Annotated in this window: 15 protein-coding genes and 1 tRNA gene; 7 read left to right on the top strand and 9 right to left on the bottom strand. The window is 70.7% G+C overall.

Going from position 1 to position 15,097, the window contains the following annotated elements; all coding sequences use genetic code 11:
* Positions 1–2: 2 nt before the first annotated feature.
* Both JMV16_RS08550 and JMV16_RS08545 read right to left on the bottom strand, forming a co-directional pair.
* On the bottom strand, positions 3–497 hold the full coding sequence (locus JMV16_RS08550; RefSeq protein ID WP_201493834.1) for an FxDxF family PEP-CTERM protein: 495 nt from the start codon (positions 495–497) through the stop codon (positions 3–5).
* Positions 498–506: 9 nt separating this feature from the next.
* On the bottom strand, positions 507–998 hold the full coding sequence (locus JMV16_RS08545) for an FxDxF family PEP-CTERM protein (RefSeq protein ID WP_201493833.1): 492 nt from the start codon (positions 996–998) through the stop codon (positions 507–509).
* A 203-nt stretch (positions 999–1,201) separates the two neighbouring features.
* Between JMV16_RS08545 and JMV16_RS08540 the strand changes: the two genes are divergently transcribed.
* Together JMV16_RS08540 and JMV16_RS08535 are read left to right on the top strand one after the other, a co-directional pair.
* Positions 1,202–1,951 (top strand): tyrosine-protein phosphatase, encoded by a 750-nt coding sequence (locus JMV16_RS08540; RefSeq protein ID WP_201493832.1) that lies wholly within the window; start codon positions 1,202–1,204, stop codon positions 1,949–1,951.
* Between the two features lie 45 nt (positions 1,952–1,996).
* Entirely contained in the window at positions 1,997–3,319 is a 1,323-nt protein-coding gene (locus JMV16_RS08535; protein WP_201493831.1) for an HD-GYP domain-containing protein, read from the top strand.
* A 23-nt stretch (positions 3,320–3,342) separates the two neighbouring features.
* On the opposite strand, the gene mutL is transcribed toward JMV16_RS08535, so the two are convergent.
* Together mutL and JMV16_RS08525 are read right to left on the bottom strand one after the other, a co-directional pair.
* The gene (mutL, locus tag JMV16_RS08530) at positions 3,343–5,214 is read right to left on the bottom strand and encodes a DNA mismatch repair endonuclease MutL (protein ID WP_236580416.1); all 1,872 of its coding nucleotides are present in this window, start codon (positions 5,212–5,214) and stop codon (positions 3,343–3,345) included.
* Positions 5,215–5,271: 57 nt separating this feature from the next.
* Positions 5,272–5,559 (bottom strand): cupin domain-containing protein, encoded by a 288-nt coding sequence (locus JMV16_RS08525; protein WP_201493830.1) that lies wholly within the window; start codon positions 5,557–5,559, stop codon positions 5,272–5,274.
* A 179-nt stretch (positions 5,560–5,738) separates the two neighbouring features.
* Between JMV16_RS08525 and cysK the strand changes: the two genes are divergently transcribed.
* The 3 genes from cysK (at position 5,739) to JMV16_RS08510 (ending at position 8,124) form a co-directional block, all read left to right on the top strand.
* On the top strand, positions 5,739–6,713 hold the full coding sequence (cysK, locus tag JMV16_RS08520; protein ID WP_201493829.1) for a cysteine synthase A: 975 nt from the start codon (positions 5,739–5,741) through the stop codon (positions 6,711–6,713).
* Between the two features lie 10 nt (positions 6,714–6,723).
* Positions 6,724–7,686 (top strand): serine O-acetyltransferase EpsC, encoded by a 963-nt coding sequence (gene epsC, locus JMV16_RS08515; RefSeq protein ID WP_201493828.1) that lies wholly within the window; start codon positions 6,724–6,726, stop codon positions 7,684–7,686.
* A gap of 66 nt (positions 7,687–7,752) precedes the next feature.
* Positions 7,753–8,124 (top strand): thioredoxin family protein, encoded by a 372-nt coding sequence (locus JMV16_RS08510; RefSeq protein ID WP_201493827.1) that lies wholly within the window; start codon positions 7,753–7,755, stop codon positions 8,122–8,124.
* On the opposite strand, the gene JMV16_RS08505 is transcribed toward JMV16_RS08510, so the two are convergent.
* The 3 genes from JMV16_RS08505 to JMV16_RS08495 form a co-directional block, all read right to left on the bottom strand.
* Complete coding sequence (locus JMV16_RS08505) at positions 8,121–9,416, bottom strand: O-acetylhomoserine aminocarboxypropyltransferase/cysteine synthase family protein (protein ID WP_201493826.1); 1,296 nt, start codon at positions 9,414–9,416, stop codon at positions 8,121–8,123. The genes JMV16_RS08510 and JMV16_RS08505 overlap by 4 nt on opposite strands.
* A 115-nt stretch (positions 9,417–9,531) precedes the next feature.
* The gene (locus tag JMV16_RS08500; protein WP_201493825.1) at positions 9,532–9,954 is read right to left on the bottom strand and encodes a rubrerythrin family protein; all 423 of its coding nucleotides are present in this window, start codon (positions 9,952–9,954) and stop codon (positions 9,532–9,534) included.
* A 146-nt stretch (positions 9,955–10,100) separates the two neighbouring features.
* Complete coding sequence (locus JMV16_RS08495) at positions 10,101–10,970, bottom strand: alpha/beta hydrolase (RefSeq protein WP_201493824.1); 870 nt, start codon at positions 10,968–10,970, stop codon at positions 10,101–10,103.
* 97 nt (positions 10,971–11,067) lie between these two features.
* On the opposite strand from JMV16_RS08495, the gene JMV16_RS08490 reads away from it, so the two are divergent.
* A tRNA-Ala gene (locus JMV16_RS08490) sits at positions 11,068–11,143 on the top strand.
* 70 nt (positions 11,144–11,213) lie between these two features.
* On the opposite strand, the gene murI is transcribed toward JMV16_RS08490, so the two are convergent.
* A complete protein-coding gene (murI, locus tag JMV16_RS08485; protein WP_201493823.1) occupies positions 11,214–12,053 on the bottom strand; it encodes a glutamate racemase in 840 nt (279 codons plus the stop codon).
* Between the two features lie 270 nt (positions 12,054–12,323).
* Between murI and JMV16_RS08480 the strand changes: the two genes are divergently transcribed.
* Positions 12,324–12,821, top strand: coding sequence for a hypothetical protein (locus JMV16_RS08480; RefSeq protein ID WP_201493822.1), 498 nt, complete (start codon positions 12,324–12,326; stop codon positions 12,819–12,821).
* Here JMV16_RS08480 and JMV16_RS08475 read toward each other — a convergent pair whose 3' ends face one another.
* Positions 12,822–15,077: a diguanylate cyclase gene (locus JMV16_RS08475; RefSeq protein ID WP_201493821.1), complete on the bottom strand. Its 2,256-nt coding sequence runs from the start codon at positions 15,075–15,077 to the stop codon at positions 12,822–12,824.
* Positions 15,078–15,097: the final 20 nt, after the last annotated feature.

The raw sequence follows: 15,097 nt of genomic DNA, 5'->3' as shown, positions 1-15,097 counted from the left end.
GATCAGCCCTTGCGGCGACGCACCAGCAGGGCTGCACCCAACCCCGCCATCACCAGTGCAAAGGCACCCGGCTCGGGCACCGGCGAGGCGCCAGCAACGAAGGAATACGAGCCCCCGGAGGGCCCTAACACGTTGCCTCTGATCTGAAAGTGGTAGCTGGAGCCAGCGACCAGCGGCACGTTGACGACCGTCGAGCGCTCTCCCGTCAGACCGGCCAGCAAGACCTGGTTGAGGCTGTCGTGCAGCGAGATGCTGATGTTGTCGATGTTCCAGAAATTGCGGATGTCCACCGAGATCGCCGAGCCCGTGGCGGTCGCAGGCTGCAGCGGGGCGATGAAGTGCCAGTCATCGAGGAAGCTCGTCCCGGAAACCAGCACCCGCTCGGAGAAGGGCGTGGACGGCGCCACCGGCAGTGTGAAGTTGTAGCTGATGCTCGAGGCCGAGGCCGCCACCGCCGCCGACAGCAAGCCGGCGGCGCAAAGGATTTTGAGTTTCATCGGGGACAGTCAGGTGAGGCGGCGGCGCGCCAGGCCGGCCAGCACCACGGCACCGGCCAGCGCGAGCGCCAGGCCGCCGGGTTCGGGCACCGGCGCCGAGATGGCCATGAAGGTGTAGAAGCCATTGGGCTCGCCGACGACATCGCCGCTGACGCGGAAGTAATAGGACGCCCCCGGGGTGACGGCCACGTCGGTGACCTGGGAGAACTCGCCCGCCGCACCGCCAGCGATAAACTGGTTGGCGGCCGTGTACAGCTCGATGCGGATGTTGTCGATGTTGAGGCCGGGCATCGTGATCGTGTCCACGCCCCCGGTAACCAGCACGGCGCTGGCCGGCGCCTGGAAATCCCACTGGTCGACGAAGGACGGGCCCGACACCATCTGGGCGTCGAGCATGGGCAGGTCCGGCGCCAGCGGCGCCTGGAAGCTGTAGCTGGCAGCCGCGGCCCCGGCCGATGCGAGGGCCAGCGACAGACCTGCCAACACGGAAATGAACTTCATGACGACCTTCCCGAAGGGGTGAATTGCGGCTCTCTGGCGAACCGTCTCATCGTGCGTGACGATTGTGTCAAAGCAGATACGCGGGATAAGCCGGAAATACGCCCCGCAGGCTCGCGCCCCCGTGACCGAGGGGTGAAGAAGTCACGAATCGCGGGCCAGGCGGGGCCGCAGGGCCGTCACCCCGGGGCGGCACAATGGGCGCGATGCCCTCCCACCCTGAACGCATCCTGCCGCTTGCCGGCGCCAGCAATTTCCGCGATCTCGGCGGCTACCGTGGCCGCGACGGGCGCGCGCTGCGCTGGCGGCTGATCTTCCGCTCCGACCACCTGGCGGGCCTGACCGCGGCCGACCGCGCCCTGCTGCAAGACCTGGGGCTGGCGTACACGCTGGACTTTCGCGGCGTACAGGAACGGGCCGCCCAGTCCTACAGCCTGCCCGGCGTGGCCCAGCACTCGCTGGCCATCGAGCCCTCGGTCTCGCAGCAGTTGCAGGCCTTGCAGGAGGCCGGCGGGCGCGTCGACGCCGCAGCCGCCACGGGGCTGATGCAAGACCTCTACCGCTCGCTGGTGGACCAGCACGCGCCGCGCTATGCCGAGTTGTTCCAGCACCTGCTGCACGGCCAGGGGCCCCTGGTCTTCCACTGCACGGCCGGCAAGGACCGCACCGGCTGGGCCGCGGCGCTGATCCTGCTGGCCCTGGGCGTGCCGCGCGAGGTGGTGATGGCCGATTTCCTGATCACCCAGCGCTGCTACCGCCACCCGCCGCTGGCGCCCAGCGCCACGCCGCTGGAAGCACTGCAGGTGATGTGGGGCGTGCAGCCCAGCTTCCTGGAGGCCGCGCTGCACTGGGTGGACAGCCGCCATGGCGGCATCGAGCACTACCTGCAGGATCGCCTGGGCCTGGGCCCGGCGGCGCTGGACGCCCTGGCCGCGCGCTGCTTGCAGCAGGCCTGAGTTCGATGACACCGGGAACCCGGGCCGCAACGGCAGGATAGGACCATGGCCCCTGACGGCGACAACCCATCGGGCAGCGAGTCGTCCGGCGCGAAGAAGCGGGGCGAGGTCGAGATCGACCCGTGCCAGCTGAGACCGGGTGTTCATGTACGCATTCCCCTGGGCTGGCTGGAGCACCCGTTCCTCTACGGCTCCTTCGTCGTCACCACCGACGAACAGGTGCGCCAGATCGCGGCCTTGAATCTGCCCCAGATCTACTGCGACCCGTCGCGCTGCACCAGCCCGCCGCTGGACAGGCCCGCGCTGCCGCCGCAGCCCTCGCCCGAGGAATTGCAGCAGCGCGAAGCGCTGGCGGCCGAGCTGGCACGGCAGACCGCCGCCAAGCAGCAGCGGACGGCGGCAGTGAGCCTATTGCGTGACCGGCTCGACGCGGCCCAGAGCCACTATGTGGCGGCGGCCAAGCTGGTCGGCGAGGCGCTGTCCTCCTTCGATGCCACGCCGAAGAACAGCCTGCGGCTGGTGACCGAGGTCAGCGCCCAGTCGGCCGCCGTGCTGGTGCGCGACCCCGACAGTGCGATCGCGCTGATCGCCGAGAAGGTCCATGCGGACATCGACTTTGCGCACGCGCTGTCGGTGATGACGCTGGCGCTGCTGCTGGGCAAGCAGGCCCGCCTGCCGGAGGCGGCGCTGCGCGAGATCGGCGTCTGCGCCCTGCTGCACGACATCGGCAAGGCCTCGCTCAGCCGCTCGCTGCTGCGGCGGACGGAACGCAACAAGTACGAAGAGACCAACTACCGCAGCCACTGCCAGCTGGGCCACGAGATGGCGCTCAGGGCGGGGCCCATCGCACCTCAGGTGGCAGGCGCTATCCTGCACCACCACGAGCATGTGGACGGCAGCGGCTACCCGGGGCGGCTGGCCGGCACCCTCATTCCCCTGGGGGCCCGGATCGTCGCCGTGGCCAACCGCTTCGACAACCTGGCCAACCCGGTCAACCCTCGCAATGCCCTCTCGCCCTCGGAGGCGCTGGCATCGATGTGGGCCAAGGAAAAGGGCCATTTCGACGCGACCCTTTTGCAGCTGTTCGTGCGCGCCATGGGTGTCTATCCCCCCGGCTCGCTGGTGCTGCTCAGCGACGGCCACAGCGGCGTGGTCGTGGCCTCGGCCTCCGTGCAGAGCCCGCTGCGGCCCCAGGTGCTGCTCTACGAGCCCGGCCTGCCGCGCCGGCACGCCTTGATCGTCGACCTGGCCGCGGATCAAGGCCTCAAGATCGAGCGCTCCCTGCACGCCCGCGAGCGCCCCGAAGAAGAAGTCGACTTCCTCCTGCCGCGGCGCAAGCTGAGCTGGCTGCACATGTCCAGCCCCTGACCGCCGGGCATTGCCCTGCGCCCTCAGCGCCCGCGCAGGAAAAGCCCGTCCAGTTCCTTCATCGTTAGCTGGCGCCAGGTCGGGCGGCCATGGTTGCAGGTGTCGGCGCGCTCGGTGGCTTCCATGTCGCGCAGCAGGGCGTTCATCTCTTCCAGCGTGAGGCGCCGGTTGGCGCGCACCGCGCCGTGGCAGGCCATGGTGGCCAGCAGTTCATCGCGGGCACGCGCCAGCACGCGGCCGGCGCCGCCGCCCTCGGGCTGGGCCAGCTCGGCCAGCACCGAGCGCAGCAACTCGGGCAGGTCGGCCTCGGGCAGGGCCGCGGGGCGGCTGCGCACCACCAGGCTGCCGGCCGCCAGCGGCGCCACGTCCAGGCCCAGCTGCAGCAGGGTGTCGGCGTCGGCCTCGGCCTGGGCGATCTCGGCCGGCGTGGCGGCAAAGCTCACCGGGATCAGGAGCGGCTGGGTCGGCAGCGCCGCCCGACCATCGGCCTGGCGCTTGAGTCGCTCGTAGACGATGCGCTCGTGGGCCGCGTGCATGTCGACGACGACCAGGCCCTGGGCGTTCTCGGCCAGCACATAGACGCCGCCGATCTGGGCGATGGCACGGCCCAGGGGCCAGGCGGGCTGCGCCTGCGGGAATGGCGCCGGTGCCATCGCTGCAGGCAGCTCGCGCAGGCCGGCCCAGGCGGCGAGGCCGCCGCTGCCCTGGGGCGTGCGCCAATCGCCTGCAGCGCCGCCTGCGGCCGGCCAGGGCGCAGGGCTTTCGCGGGCCTCGGCGCGCTCGGGCAAGTCCAGCGACGGCTGCCAGGCGGGCGCGGGCGGCAGCGGCACATCAGCCGCTTGCAGCGACGGCACCACGGCTTGCGGCGCCAAGGCGGCACGCGTCGGCGCCAACGCCTCCTGCACCGCGCGCTGCACCGCCTGGTGTACGGCGCGGCCGTCGCGAAAACGCACCTCGGCCTTGGCCGGGTGAACGTTGACATCCACCAGCTCGGCCGCGATCTCCAGAAACAGCGCGTAGGCGGGTTGGCGGCTGCCGTGCAACTGGTCTTCGTAGGCGGCGCGCACCGCGTGGGCCACCAGGCGGTCGCGCACATGGCGGCCGTTGACGAAGAGGTATTGCAGGTCGCCGCGGGCGCGCGCCGCCTCGGGCTGGCCGATGCGGCCCACCAGGCGCAGCGGGCCGCGGCCGGCCTCCAGTTCTCGGCTGCTGGCGAAGAAATCGGCGCCCAGCACATCGGCCCAGCGCTGCGCCGCCGTGGCGGCCCGCCACTGCACCACCAGTCGGCCCTCGTGCCACAGTGCGAAGCCGACATCAGGCCGCGCCAGCGCGTGGCGACGCAGCGATTCGAGCGCGTGCGACAGCTCGGTGGCGTCACTCTTGAGAAACTTGCGCCGCGCCGGCGTGCTGAAGAACAGCTCCTGCGCCTCGACCGTCGTGCCCTGGCCGCGCGCCGCAGCAGCCAGCTCACCGCTGCGTGCCGCCAGCCGCCAGGCATGGGGGGCAGCGGCGGTGCGGCTGGTGATGGACAACTCGGCAATGCTGGCGATGGCGGCCAGCGCCTCGCCACGAAAGCCCATCGTCGCCACCGCTTCCAGCTCGGACAGCGAGGCGATCTTGCTGGTGGCGTGGCGCTTCAGCGCCAGCGGCAGCTCTTCGCGTGCAATGCCGGCGCCGTCGTCTTCCACCGTGATGCCGCGCACGCCGCCGCCGGCCAGGCGCACGACGATCTGGCTGGAGCCGGCGTCGAGCGCGTTGTCCACCAGCTCGCGCACCGCGGCCGCCGGGCGATCAATCACCTCGCCGGCGGCGATCTGGCTGATCAGTTCATCGGGGAGTTCGCGGATGCGGCGCGCACCAGCGGCGGGCAGCGCCAGCGGGGGCGGGGTGTTCACCACGGCATTGTAGGAGGCGACCCCGTTGGGTCGGGCCGGGCTGGGCCGAGACCGGGCTCAGGCCGGGCCGTGGCGGCGCGCCACCCACACGGTGGCGCCTTCGGGGCCGTAGTGCTCGGAGTGCGGCTGCCCGCCTGGCAGCTCGAAGCTGTCGCCGGCCTGCAGGCGCTGCTCGCGTCCCTCGCAGCCGAGCACGAACTCCCCGCGCACCACGCGAGCGCTCACGGCGAAAGCGTGGGTGTGGGTGGCCAACACCTGGCCGGCGGCCCACTCGCGCACCAGCACCTCATCAAAGCCGCAGGCGAGGGCCTGGTGGCGGAAGTCTTCGTAACTTGGTTCGGGCATGGCGGGCTCCGGGCTGGCGTTCGATTCGGGCCGGCACGCTAGCACGCCGCAGGCCGCCTGGGGAGTTCGGCACTGCAGGGTAGATTTCGCAGTCGATCACGACCGCGCGCCCGTGCGTGCACACTTCAGCCGGTGGCGCGGCGATGCGCCAATCCAGACCCCATACCGAGGCCGAAACCATGAGCCAGATCTTCGACGACAACTCGCTGTCCATAGGCCGCACCCCGCTGGTGCGTCTGAACCGTGTCACCGATGGCGCGGGCGCCACCGTGCTGGCCAAGATCGAGGGCCGCAACCCGGCCTACTCGGTGAAATGCCGCATCGGCGCGGCACTGATCTGGGACGCCGAGAAGCGCGGCCTGCTGAGGCCCGGCAAGGAACTGGTCGAGCCCACCAGCGGCAACACCGGCATCGCGCTGGCCTTCGTGGCCGCGGCACGCGGCATTCCGCTGACGCTGACCATGCCCGAGACCATGAGCATCGAGCGCCGCAAGCTGCTGCTGGCCTATGGCGCCCGGCTGGTACTGACCGAAGGCGCCAAGGGCATGAAGGGCGCCATCGCCCGTGCCGAGGAAATCGCCGCCAGCGACCCCAAGTACGTGCTGCTGCAGCAGTTCAAGAACCCGGCCAACCCGGCCATCCACGAGGCCACCACCGGCCCCGAGATCTGGGAAGACACGGCCGGCGCCATCGACATCTTCGTCAGCGGCGTGGGCACCGGCGGCACCATCACCGGCGTCTCGCGCTACATCAAGAACGTAGCAGGCAAGAAGATCGTCACCGTCGCGGTCGAGCCCAGCGCCAGCCCGGTGCTGACGCAGACGCGCGCCGGCACCGAGATCAAGCCCGGGCCGCACAAGATCCAGGGCATAGGCGCGGGCTTCGTGCCCGATGTGCTGGACCTGTCACTGGTGGACGCCATCGAGCAGGTCAGCAACGAGGACGCCATCGCCTTTGCCCGCCGCCTGGCGCGCGAGGAAGGCATTCTCTCGGGCATCTCCTGCGGCGCCGCCGCGGCGGTGGCCGTGCGCCTGGCGCAGCGGCCCGAGAACGCCGGCAAGACCATCGTCGTCGTGCTGCCCGATTCGGGCGAGCGCTACCTCAGCTCGGCGCTGTTCGAAGACCTCTTCGACGCCACCGGCAAACCGCTGTAAGGGCAAAGCGATGTCCGACCGCGACACCGACACTCCACCCGCGCCGCGCGGCCCGGTGCTGGCCGAACTCGGCGCCGTGGTGGCCGGCCTGCGCAGCGCGCGCCAGCAGTGGCGGGCCAGCCAGGGCCGCGCTGGCGAGGCCGGCGGGCGCGACCTGCCCTCGCGCGAGATCCTGGCCGGCGTGGTGGAGGGGCTGCGCGGCGCCCTCTTCCCGATGCGCCTGGGCCCGCACGACCTGCGCCCCGAGAGCGAGGACTACTACGTCGGCCACACCCTGGCCAGCGTGCTGGCCGGCCTGCACGGCCAGGTGGCGCTGGAACTGCGCCACACGGCCCGCCACGAGCCCGGCGCCGCCACCGACACCTTGGCCGGCGGCGACACCGAGGCCAGAGCCCGGCGCATCGTCGCCGAGTTTGCCCAGGCCCTGCCGGCCATCCGCACCGTGCTCGACAGCGATGTGCTGGCCGCCTTCCGTGGCGACCCGGCGGCGCGCAGCGTCGACGAGGTGCTGCTGTGCTACCCCGGCATCCGCGCCACCATCAGCCACCGCATCGCGCACGAGCTCTACCGCCTGGGCGTGCCGCTGCTGGCGCGGGTGATCGCCGAACTGGCGCACGCCGAGACCGGCGTCGACATCCACCCGGGCGCCACCATCGCGGCCGGCTTCTTCATCGACCATGGCACCGGCGTCGTGATCGGCGAGACGGCGGTCATCGGCGAGCGCGTGCGCATCTACCAAAACGTCACGCTGGGCGCCAAGAGCTTTGCCGTGGCCGAGGACGGCAGCTTGAAGAAGGGCCAGCCCCGCCATCCGGTGGTGGAGGACGAGGTCGTCATCTATGCCGGCGCCACCGTGCTGGGTCGCGTGACGATAGGCCGCGGCTCGGTGATAGGCGGCAATGTCTGGCTCACCCACGGCGTGCCGCCGGGCAGCCAGGTCAGCCAGGCCGACACACAGTCGCGCCCGGCCTGAGCACGCGGCCGGGGATCATTGGCCCTGGCCGCGCGCCGACGGCAGTGCGCCGGCACAATGCCTGTCATGGACAAGCCCGCCCTCGCCATCGCCTGCCTGTGCGCCGGCTGGTGCCGACTATGCAATGGCTACACCGAGGTGCTGGCCGCCGTGGTGGACGAAATGGCGACACAAGGCGCGGCCTTGCGCCTGCGCTGGATCGACATCGAGGACGAGTCCGAGCTGGTGGGCGACTACGACGTCGAGACCTTCCCCACCCTGGTTGTCGTCGACGCCGGCCGCCGCCTGCGCTTTGCCGGCCCGGTGACGCCCCAACCCGAGGCCGTGCAGCGGCTGCTGCGCTCGCTGCTGGACGACGCCGGCGGCGGCGTGGCGCCGGGCGCCACGCCCGAGGCGCTGGCCTTTGCCGCGCGCCTCTGCCGCGAACTGGGTCGCTAGACCGCGGCCAGCGCCTGTTCGAGATCGGCGACGAGGTCGGCGATGTGCTCGATGCCCACCGACAGCCGCACCGTGTCTTCGCTGACGCCGGCCTTTTCCAGCTCGGCCGGCGAGAGCTGGCGGTGGGTGGTGCTGGCCGGGTGGGTGGCCAGGCTCTTGGCGTCGCCGATGTTGACCAGGCGCGTGAAGAGCTGCAGCGCGTCGAGGAAGCGCGCACCCGCGGCGCGGCCCTCGCCCGGCGCGCACTTGACACCGAAGGTCATCAGCCCCGAGGCCTTGCCCGAAAGGTACTTGCCCACCAGCGCATGGTCGGGGTGGTCTTCGAGGCCGGCGTAGTTGACCCAGCCCACCTTGGCGTGACCCTTCAGGTAGCGGGCCACGGCCAGCGTGTTGTCGCTGATGCGGTCGACGCGCAGCGACAGCGTCTCAATGCCCTGCAGGATGAGCCATGCGTTGAAGGGCGAGATCGCGGCGCCGATGTTGCGCAGCGGCACCACGCGGGCACGGCCGATGTAGGCCGCCGCGCCCAGGGCCTCGGTGTAGACGACGCCGTGGTAGCTGACGTCGGGCTCGTTGAGGCGCTTGAAACGCTCCTTGTGCTGGGCCCAGGGGAACTTGCCGCTGTCGACGATGGCGCCGCCGACGCTGGTGCCATGGCCGCCCAGGTACTTGGTGAGCGAGTGCACGACGATATCGGCGCCATGCTCGATGGGGCGGCTGAGATAAGGCGTGGCCACCGTGTTGTCGACGATCAGCGGCACGCCGTGGCGGTGGGCGATGGCGGCGATGGCGGCGATGTCGGTGACATTGCCCTGCGGGTTGCCCAGGCTCTCGACGAAGATGGCCTTGGTCCTGGCGTCGATCAGCGGCTCGAAGCTCTCGGGCCGGCGGTAGTCGGCAAAGCGCGTGTTGATGCCGTACTGCGGCAGCGTGTGCGCAAACAGGTTGTAGGTGCCGCCGTAGAGCGCGCTGCTGGCGACGATGTTGTCGCCGGCCTCGGCGATGGTGAGGATGGAATAGGTCACCGCCGCCTGGCCCGAGGCCAGGGCCAGCGCCGCGATGCCGCCTTCGAGCGCCGCCACGCGCTGCTCGAGCACGTCCTGCGTCGGGTTCATGATGCGGGTGTAGATGTTGCCCGGCACCTTGAGGTCAAAAAGGTCGGCGCCGTGCTGGGCGCTGTCGAAGGCATAGGCCACGGTCTGGTACAGCGGCACGGCCACGGCCTTGGTCGTGGGGTCGGGCGTGTAGCCGGCGTGGACGGCCAGGGTTTCGAAGCGGCGCGGGGTGGTCATCGGGGCTCCTTGCAAGATTGCGGGTCGCGGGGCCGCAAGTGTGGCAGCAAGCCGGGGCCATGCCGCCGTCTGGAGGCGGTCGCGTCAACCAGGCTTGCGCAGTAACCAGCGGCCCTCAATCAACCAGGGTGTCGAGCGCCTTCTGGAAGCGGTTGGCGTGGGAGCGCTCGGCTTTGGCCAGGGTCTCGAACCAGTCGGCGATCTCGTCGAAGCCCTCTTCGCGCGCAGTCCTGGCCATGCCGGGGTACATGTCGGTGTACTCGTGGGTCTCGCCGGCCACGGCGGCGGCCAGGTTCAGGCGGCTGTGACCTATGGGCAGGCCGGTGGTCGGGTCGCCGGAACCGCTTTCGAGGAACTCGAGATGGCCGTGGGCGTGGCCGGTCTCGCCCTCGGCGGTGGAGCGAAACAGCGTGGCGACATCGTTCTGCCCTTCCACGTCGGCCTTGCTCGCGAAATACAGGTAGCGGCGGTTGGCCTGGGATTCGCCGGCGAAGGCATCCTTCAGGTTCTGCTCGGTCTTCGTGCCTTTCAAGCCCATGGGGCGCTCCTGATGTCCGTGAGGTTGACGGGGTTGCCGGTGCCGGCGCTGCAGCACGATACGCCAGGCCGGCCCGCCGGGCGAGGCCTGAGCCCGGCAGCTGTGCGGGCCTCGGGGTCAGGCTGCCGGTGCCGTGGCCTGGCGTGTCAGTGCAGTTGCAGCAGGCGCAGGGCCAGTTCGTGCAGCCGGCCGGCGGGATCGGCCAGGCTCTGCAGCACGGTGAAGTGGTTGGCCCCCGCCAGGCTCTCGCACACCGGCACCGCCGTAGGGCCCCAGACATCGCGGATCAGGCGGTTCTGGCGCTGGAATTCCTCGCTCTCGTCCAGCCCCACGGCGGTGTAGAGCTTGGCGCCCTTGGGCCGCGGGAAGAAGGCCGGGCTCAGCCGCGCCACCGCAGCCGGCGTGAGCTGAAGATCTGCCTGCAGAAAGGGCGTGTGGCGCAGCGGCTCCAGGTCGTAGAGGCCCGAGATCGCCAGCGCGCCAGTCACCGGCTGGGTCGGCAGGTCGTCGGCCACTTCCTTCCAGCGGCAGCTCAGCAGCATGGTCGCCAGATGGCCGCCGGCTGAATGCCCGGCCAGCGCGATGCACGATGGGTCGCCGCCATGGGCAGCAGCATGGCGCCAGACCCAAGCAACGGCCTGCACCAGCTGCAGCACGATCTGCTCGATGCTCACGGCGGGACAGAGCGCGTAGTTCGGCACCACCACCATCGCGCCATCGGCGTTGAAGGCGGGCGCGACGAAGGAATGATCGGACTTGTCGAGCGCGCGCCAGTAGCCGCCATGGATGTAGATCAGCACTGGCGCGGGCTGCGTGCGCGGCGCGAGGGCCGGAAACAGATCCAGCGTCTGCCCCTGCTCGTCGCCGTAGCGCACATCGAGCAACGCAGCCGGCGAGCCGGCGCGCGCCGCCGCCGAGGCGCGCGCCCAGTTGTCCAGCAGATGCGCGTGGTTGGGCACGAGGGCGCGGTTGTTGTACTGGGCGTCCAGCCATGGCGGATCGAGTCGGTTGCGCATCGGCGGTCTCCGGGGGTCTGAGGCGCGGCGATGTTAAACGCGAGGCGCGTCAAGCCGGGGGGCCCTCACGGCAGTGCTAAACTTGCGGGCTCGCGTGGGGGGGGTAGCTCAGCTGGGAGAGCGCCGCGTTCGCAATGCGGAGGTCGGGAGTTCGATCCTCCTCCTCTCCACCACACACACCAAGGCCTTGTCACACAAGGCCTTTTTCCTGTCCGGGCCCGGTACCCTGCCGCTTGCACGGCATCAGGCCTTCGATTCAGCAGCACCGGATTCGCCGCCCGAACAGGGCAGGCGCTGCACATCGACAGGCTGGCGCCACAGGGCCGTGATGACGGCTTGCACGGCGTCGGTGCGGCCCGAGGTGAAGAACTGCACGCGGCCCCTGGCGCCGCTTTCGGCCGCATCCGAGTTTTCCGCCATGAGCCGCTTCAATTGCCGGGCCACCGCGGCCGAAGGTTCGATGACCTGAACCTCGGGGCCGGCGATCGCGCGAATCTGCGGCGTGAGGAAGGGGTAGTGGGTACACCCCAGCACCAGGGTGTCGGCGCCTTCGGCGAGCAGCGGGGTGATGTACCGCCTCAACAGGCTGCGCGTCGATTCGCCCTCGAGATCGCCCGCTTCTATCCGCTCGACGAGCCCCGGGCAGGGCTGGAGAAGGATCCTGGCGCCAGCACCGTATACGCGGCAAAGCTGCGCCACGGCCGGGCTCTCCAGGGTCCGGCTCGTGGCCAGGACGCCCACAACCCGCGATCTGGACATGGCGACGGCGGGCTTGATGGCGGGCTCCATGGCCACGATGGGAACCGCGAATGCGGCCCTGAGCCTGTGTACGGCCACCGCGGTGGCGGTGTTGCAGGCGATGACGACGGCCCTTGCTCCCATCTTCAGCAGGAACTCGAAAACCGCGAACGCCCGTGCCTCGATGAATTCCGGTTCCTGGTCGCCATAGGGCGCATTTCCGGAATCCGCCACGTAGACGAAATCCTCGGCAGGCATGGCCTCGCGCAGCGCGGCGAGCACGGACAGGCCGCCGACGCCGGAGTCGAAGATGCCGATGGGGGCCTGGCTTGTCGTGGCGGTCATGCGGCAGGGGGTTGCGTGTCGTGCGCAAAACGCCTGCACGAATGAGGCTTCGAGCACCGCCAAGCAACGCCTTCGGCGACGGCGAGACCCAGGGCATGAATGAGCGTGAAGGCAGAAATTCATCATAGCAACAGGCCGACAGCGCGAGCGTTGCGCATGCGGGTCATGGGCCCTGGTGCCTGAGGGCGCCGCCGCTGGCACCGAGTCGGCGAGACTCGCAGCCCCAGCACGGCAAGCCTGCCGTCATCCATTCCGCCCGAACCCACGCCCATGCCCCGCCGCTTCGATCTTGCCCTGATGCGTCCGCCCGCCCCACAACCGCTGGCCGACCCGGCCCTGCTCGCCCGCTTGCGCGCCTGGTGCGAGGCGGGCGCGCACGCCGCCGAAGCCTTCGGCGCCGCCAGCATCGCGCCGCACGCGGGCCTGGACGGCGTGGCCTGCGCGCTGGATGGCAGCCACGAACTCGCGCGCCTGGGCCGCTGGCGCGGCCTGGCCTGGCGGCTGCAGCTCCTGGTGCAGGAGCAAATGCCCGGGCACCGCCTGGGGCCCGAGGCCCCCTGGGACTGCGGCTGGTGGCGCGCTGGCCCGCTGCAGGCCGCGGCCGCTTTCCGGCCGCGCCGAGTGACGCTGCTGCTGGCCAACGAGCCCGAGCCTGCCATCGCCGCAGCCCTGCTGGCCACGCTGCGTGCCGCCAGCCCGGCCTATGCCCGGCCCCTGCGCCTGCTGGTGGTGTCGGCGCTGCCGCTGGCGGGGCAGCCCCGGCTCTGATCAGCCCGCCAGCGCCGGCTCTGCGTCGACCCGGTTGCGGCCCAGGCGCTTGGCGCGGTACATCGCCTGGTCGGCGCGTGCCAGCACCTGCTCCGGCGTGGCGTCCGCGGCGTCGAGCGCGGTGACGCCGATGCTCACGGTGATGCCGACCCCGAGGCCGCCCAGTTGCAGGGGGGTTTGGGCAATGCGGCTTCTCAGCCGCTCGGCAATGACCCTCGCATCGGCCAGGCCGCTGCCGGCCAGCAGCATCGCGAACTCCTCGCCACCCAGGCGGCCCAGGGTGTCCGCCGGGCGCGCCACCTGCGCGGCCAGGCCGGCAACGTGACGCAGCACCGCATCGCCGGTGGCGTGGCCGTGGCGGTCGTTGACCGCCTTGAAATGGTCGAGATCGAACATCAGCACCGAGGACGATTGGGCTGCCTGGCAGGCCAGCCGGGCCAGCTCCAGCTGCACGGATTCCAGCAAGCTGCGCCGCGAGGCCACGCCGGTCAGGGCATCGGTGGCGGCCAGGCGGCGCAGTTCGTCCTCGAGCCGCTTCTGCTCGGTGACGACGCGGCTGATGCCGAAGATGCCGACCACGCTGCGGCCGTCGTCGCCGAAGACCGGCCACTTGTTGGTGTTGACCCAGCCCGGCTGGCCGGCTGCGTCGACATACGGGTCGACACGGTTGAGCACCGCCACGCCTTCCTCGAAGACCGCCGCCTCCTCCATCTCGTAGACGGCGGCCAGCGCGGGCGGAAAGATCTCGCGGTCGTGCTTGCCCAGCATGTCGCGCCAACTGGCATGGCCGGTGATGCGCGCCAGGGTCTGGCTGCAGAAGCGGATGCGGCTGTCCTGGTCCTTGAAGTAGATGAAGTCGGACGTCGACTCCAGCAAGGTGACGAAGTCCTTGTTCATCCTGCGCAGCTGCGCCTCGCTGTCGCGCAGCCGGCCCTCGGCGAGCCGGCTGGCGGTGATGTCGGTGAATGAGGCCACCACGGCGGCCGGTGCCCCGCCACTGTCAATTTTGCCCACGGCGCAGGTGTTGACGCTGAGCCAGCGGGTGTCGCCGCCGGGCAGCCTGACGCCCATGATGAACTGGTGCTGGGGCGCCCCGCTGCTCAGCGTGAGCATGGCCGGATGCCGATCGCCCGCCAGCGATGCCCCCTGCCCGTCCACCGCCAGCCAGCGCGGGTCAAGCGAGCTCAGGCCCAGCAGCTGGTCGCGGCTGAGGCCGAGGATGCGCTCGGCCGCCGGGTTGGCATCGACGATGCGGCCGCCCTGCCGCTGGAAGACGACGCCTTCGGTCAGCGCATCGAGCGTGCTGCGCAGCCGCGCCTCGTAGGCATCGCGGCGGCGCCAGTGGGTCCAGGCAATCGCCGACAGGCCCCCGGTAGCCGCCAGGAACAAGAGGCCGATGGCCAGTGCCCGTTTCAGATCGCTGCGCCAATCCTCCAGAAAGTCCGCCGTACCGAGCCCGACGATCACGTACAGCGGGTACCTGGTGGAGCGCAGGTAGGCATTGCCACGCTCGATGCCATCGATCGCGGTGGCGGCCACATAGGTGCCGCCTGCCGGCTTTGCAGCGACGGCGGCCGCCAGCTGGGGCGACACCTTGCGGTTCTCGGCCTCGGTGGCCATGCGCAGCGGGCCCGGGTGGCGCGCCAGCAGCCTGAGGTCGCTACCGCGCAGCGACACCGCACCGTTGGCCCCCAGCTCCAGGCTTGCGAACAAGTCCTTGAAACGCGCCAGGGGCAGGACCGCCGTGGCCACGCCGGCAAAGCCGCCGTCAGGACGGCGCAGCCCGCGCGACAGGATCAGGCTCCACTCGCCGTCGATGCGGTTGGCCAGCGGGCCGGAGAGCAGCAGGTCGGTCGGCTGTTCGCGATGACGCAGGAAGTGCTCGCGGTCGGCAATGTTCATGTGCCGGCAGCGGCTTCGAGGGAAGCCGCAGACCTGGGCTCCTTCGGCGTCGAAAACGACCAGATCGCTCGCCCCTGGCGCCAGCGCCAGCTCGGCGTCGAGCAGTGCCCACAGGCTGCCTCGGTCGATGGTGCCAGCAACCAGCTGGTGTTCGAGCTGGTGCGACGTTGAGCCCAGCGCCACGCCCACGCGGTCCAGCGCCGCCGAGACATCGCGTTCGAGCAAGCGCGCCAGGTTGCGCGTGGCCGTTGCAGTGCGCTCGTGCGCGGCCCGGTGGGAACTGCGCAGGTGGGTGGCGGCGAGCAGGGCCACCAGCAGATTGAGCGCCAGCACTCCCACCACCAGCCATTGCAAGGGACTGAGCAGAAGGAAAC

Source organism: Rubrivivax sp. A210 (assembly GCF_904426505.1).
Classification (GTDB): Bacteria; Pseudomonadota; Gammaproteobacteria; order Burkholderiales; family Burkholderiaceae_C; genus Rubrivivax.
This window is presented reverse-complemented; position numbering and strand designations above follow the sequence as displayed.

What these genes read in the sequence shown, in the direction of transcription:
- JMV16_RS08550 (WP_201493834.1), bottom strand. Translation starts at nt 497, where the DNA reads ATGAAACTCAAAATCCTTTGCGCCGCCGGCTTGCTGTCGGCGGCGGTG.
- JMV16_RS08545 (WP_201493833.1), bottom strand. Translation starts at nt 998, where the DNA reads ATGAAGTTCATTTCCGTGTTGGCAGGTCTGTCGCTGGCCCTCGCATCG.
- JMV16_RS08540 (WP_201493832.1), top strand. Translation starts at nt 1,202, where the DNA reads ATGCCCTCCCACCCTGAACGCATCCTGCCGCTTGCCGGCGCCAGCAAT.
- JMV16_RS08535 (WP_201493831.1), top strand. Translation starts at nt 1,997, where the DNA reads ATGGCCCCTGACGGCGACAACCCATCGGGCAGCGAGTCGTCCGGCGCG.
- JMV16_RS08525 (WP_201493830.1), bottom strand. Translation starts at nt 5,559, where the DNA reads ATGCCCGAACCAAGTTACGAAGACTTCCGCCACCAGGCCCTCGCCTGC.
- cysK (WP_201493829.1), top strand. Translation starts at nt 5,739, where the DNA reads ATGAGCCAGATCTTCGACGACAACTCGCTGTCCATAGGCCGCACCCCG.
- epsC (WP_201493828.1), top strand. Translation starts at nt 6,724, where the DNA reads ATGTCCGACCGCGACACCGACACTCCACCCGCGCCGCGCGGCCCGGTG.
- JMV16_RS08510 (WP_201493827.1), top strand. Translation starts at nt 7,753, where the DNA reads ATGGACAAGCCCGCCCTCGCCATCGCCTGCCTGTGCGCCGGCTGGTGC.
- JMV16_RS08505 (WP_201493826.1), bottom strand. Translation starts at nt 9,416, where the DNA reads ATGACCACCCCGCGCCGCTTCGAAACCCTGGCCGTCCACGCCGGCTAC.
- JMV16_RS08500 (WP_201493825.1), bottom strand. Translation starts at nt 9,954, where the DNA reads ATGGGCTTGAAAGGCACGAAGACCGAGCAGAACCTGAAGGATGCCTTC.
- JMV16_RS08495 (WP_201493824.1), bottom strand. Translation starts at nt 10,970, where the DNA reads ATGCGCAACCGACTCGATCCGCCATGGCTGGACGCCCAGTACAACAAC.
- murI (WP_201493823.1), bottom strand. Translation starts at nt 12,053, where the DNA reads ATGACCGCCACGACAAGCCAGGCCCCCATCGGCATCTTCGACTCCGGC.
- JMV16_RS08480 (WP_201493822.1), top strand. Translation starts at nt 12,324, where the DNA reads ATGCCCCGCCGCTTCGATCTTGCCCTGATGCGTCCGCCCGCCCCACAA.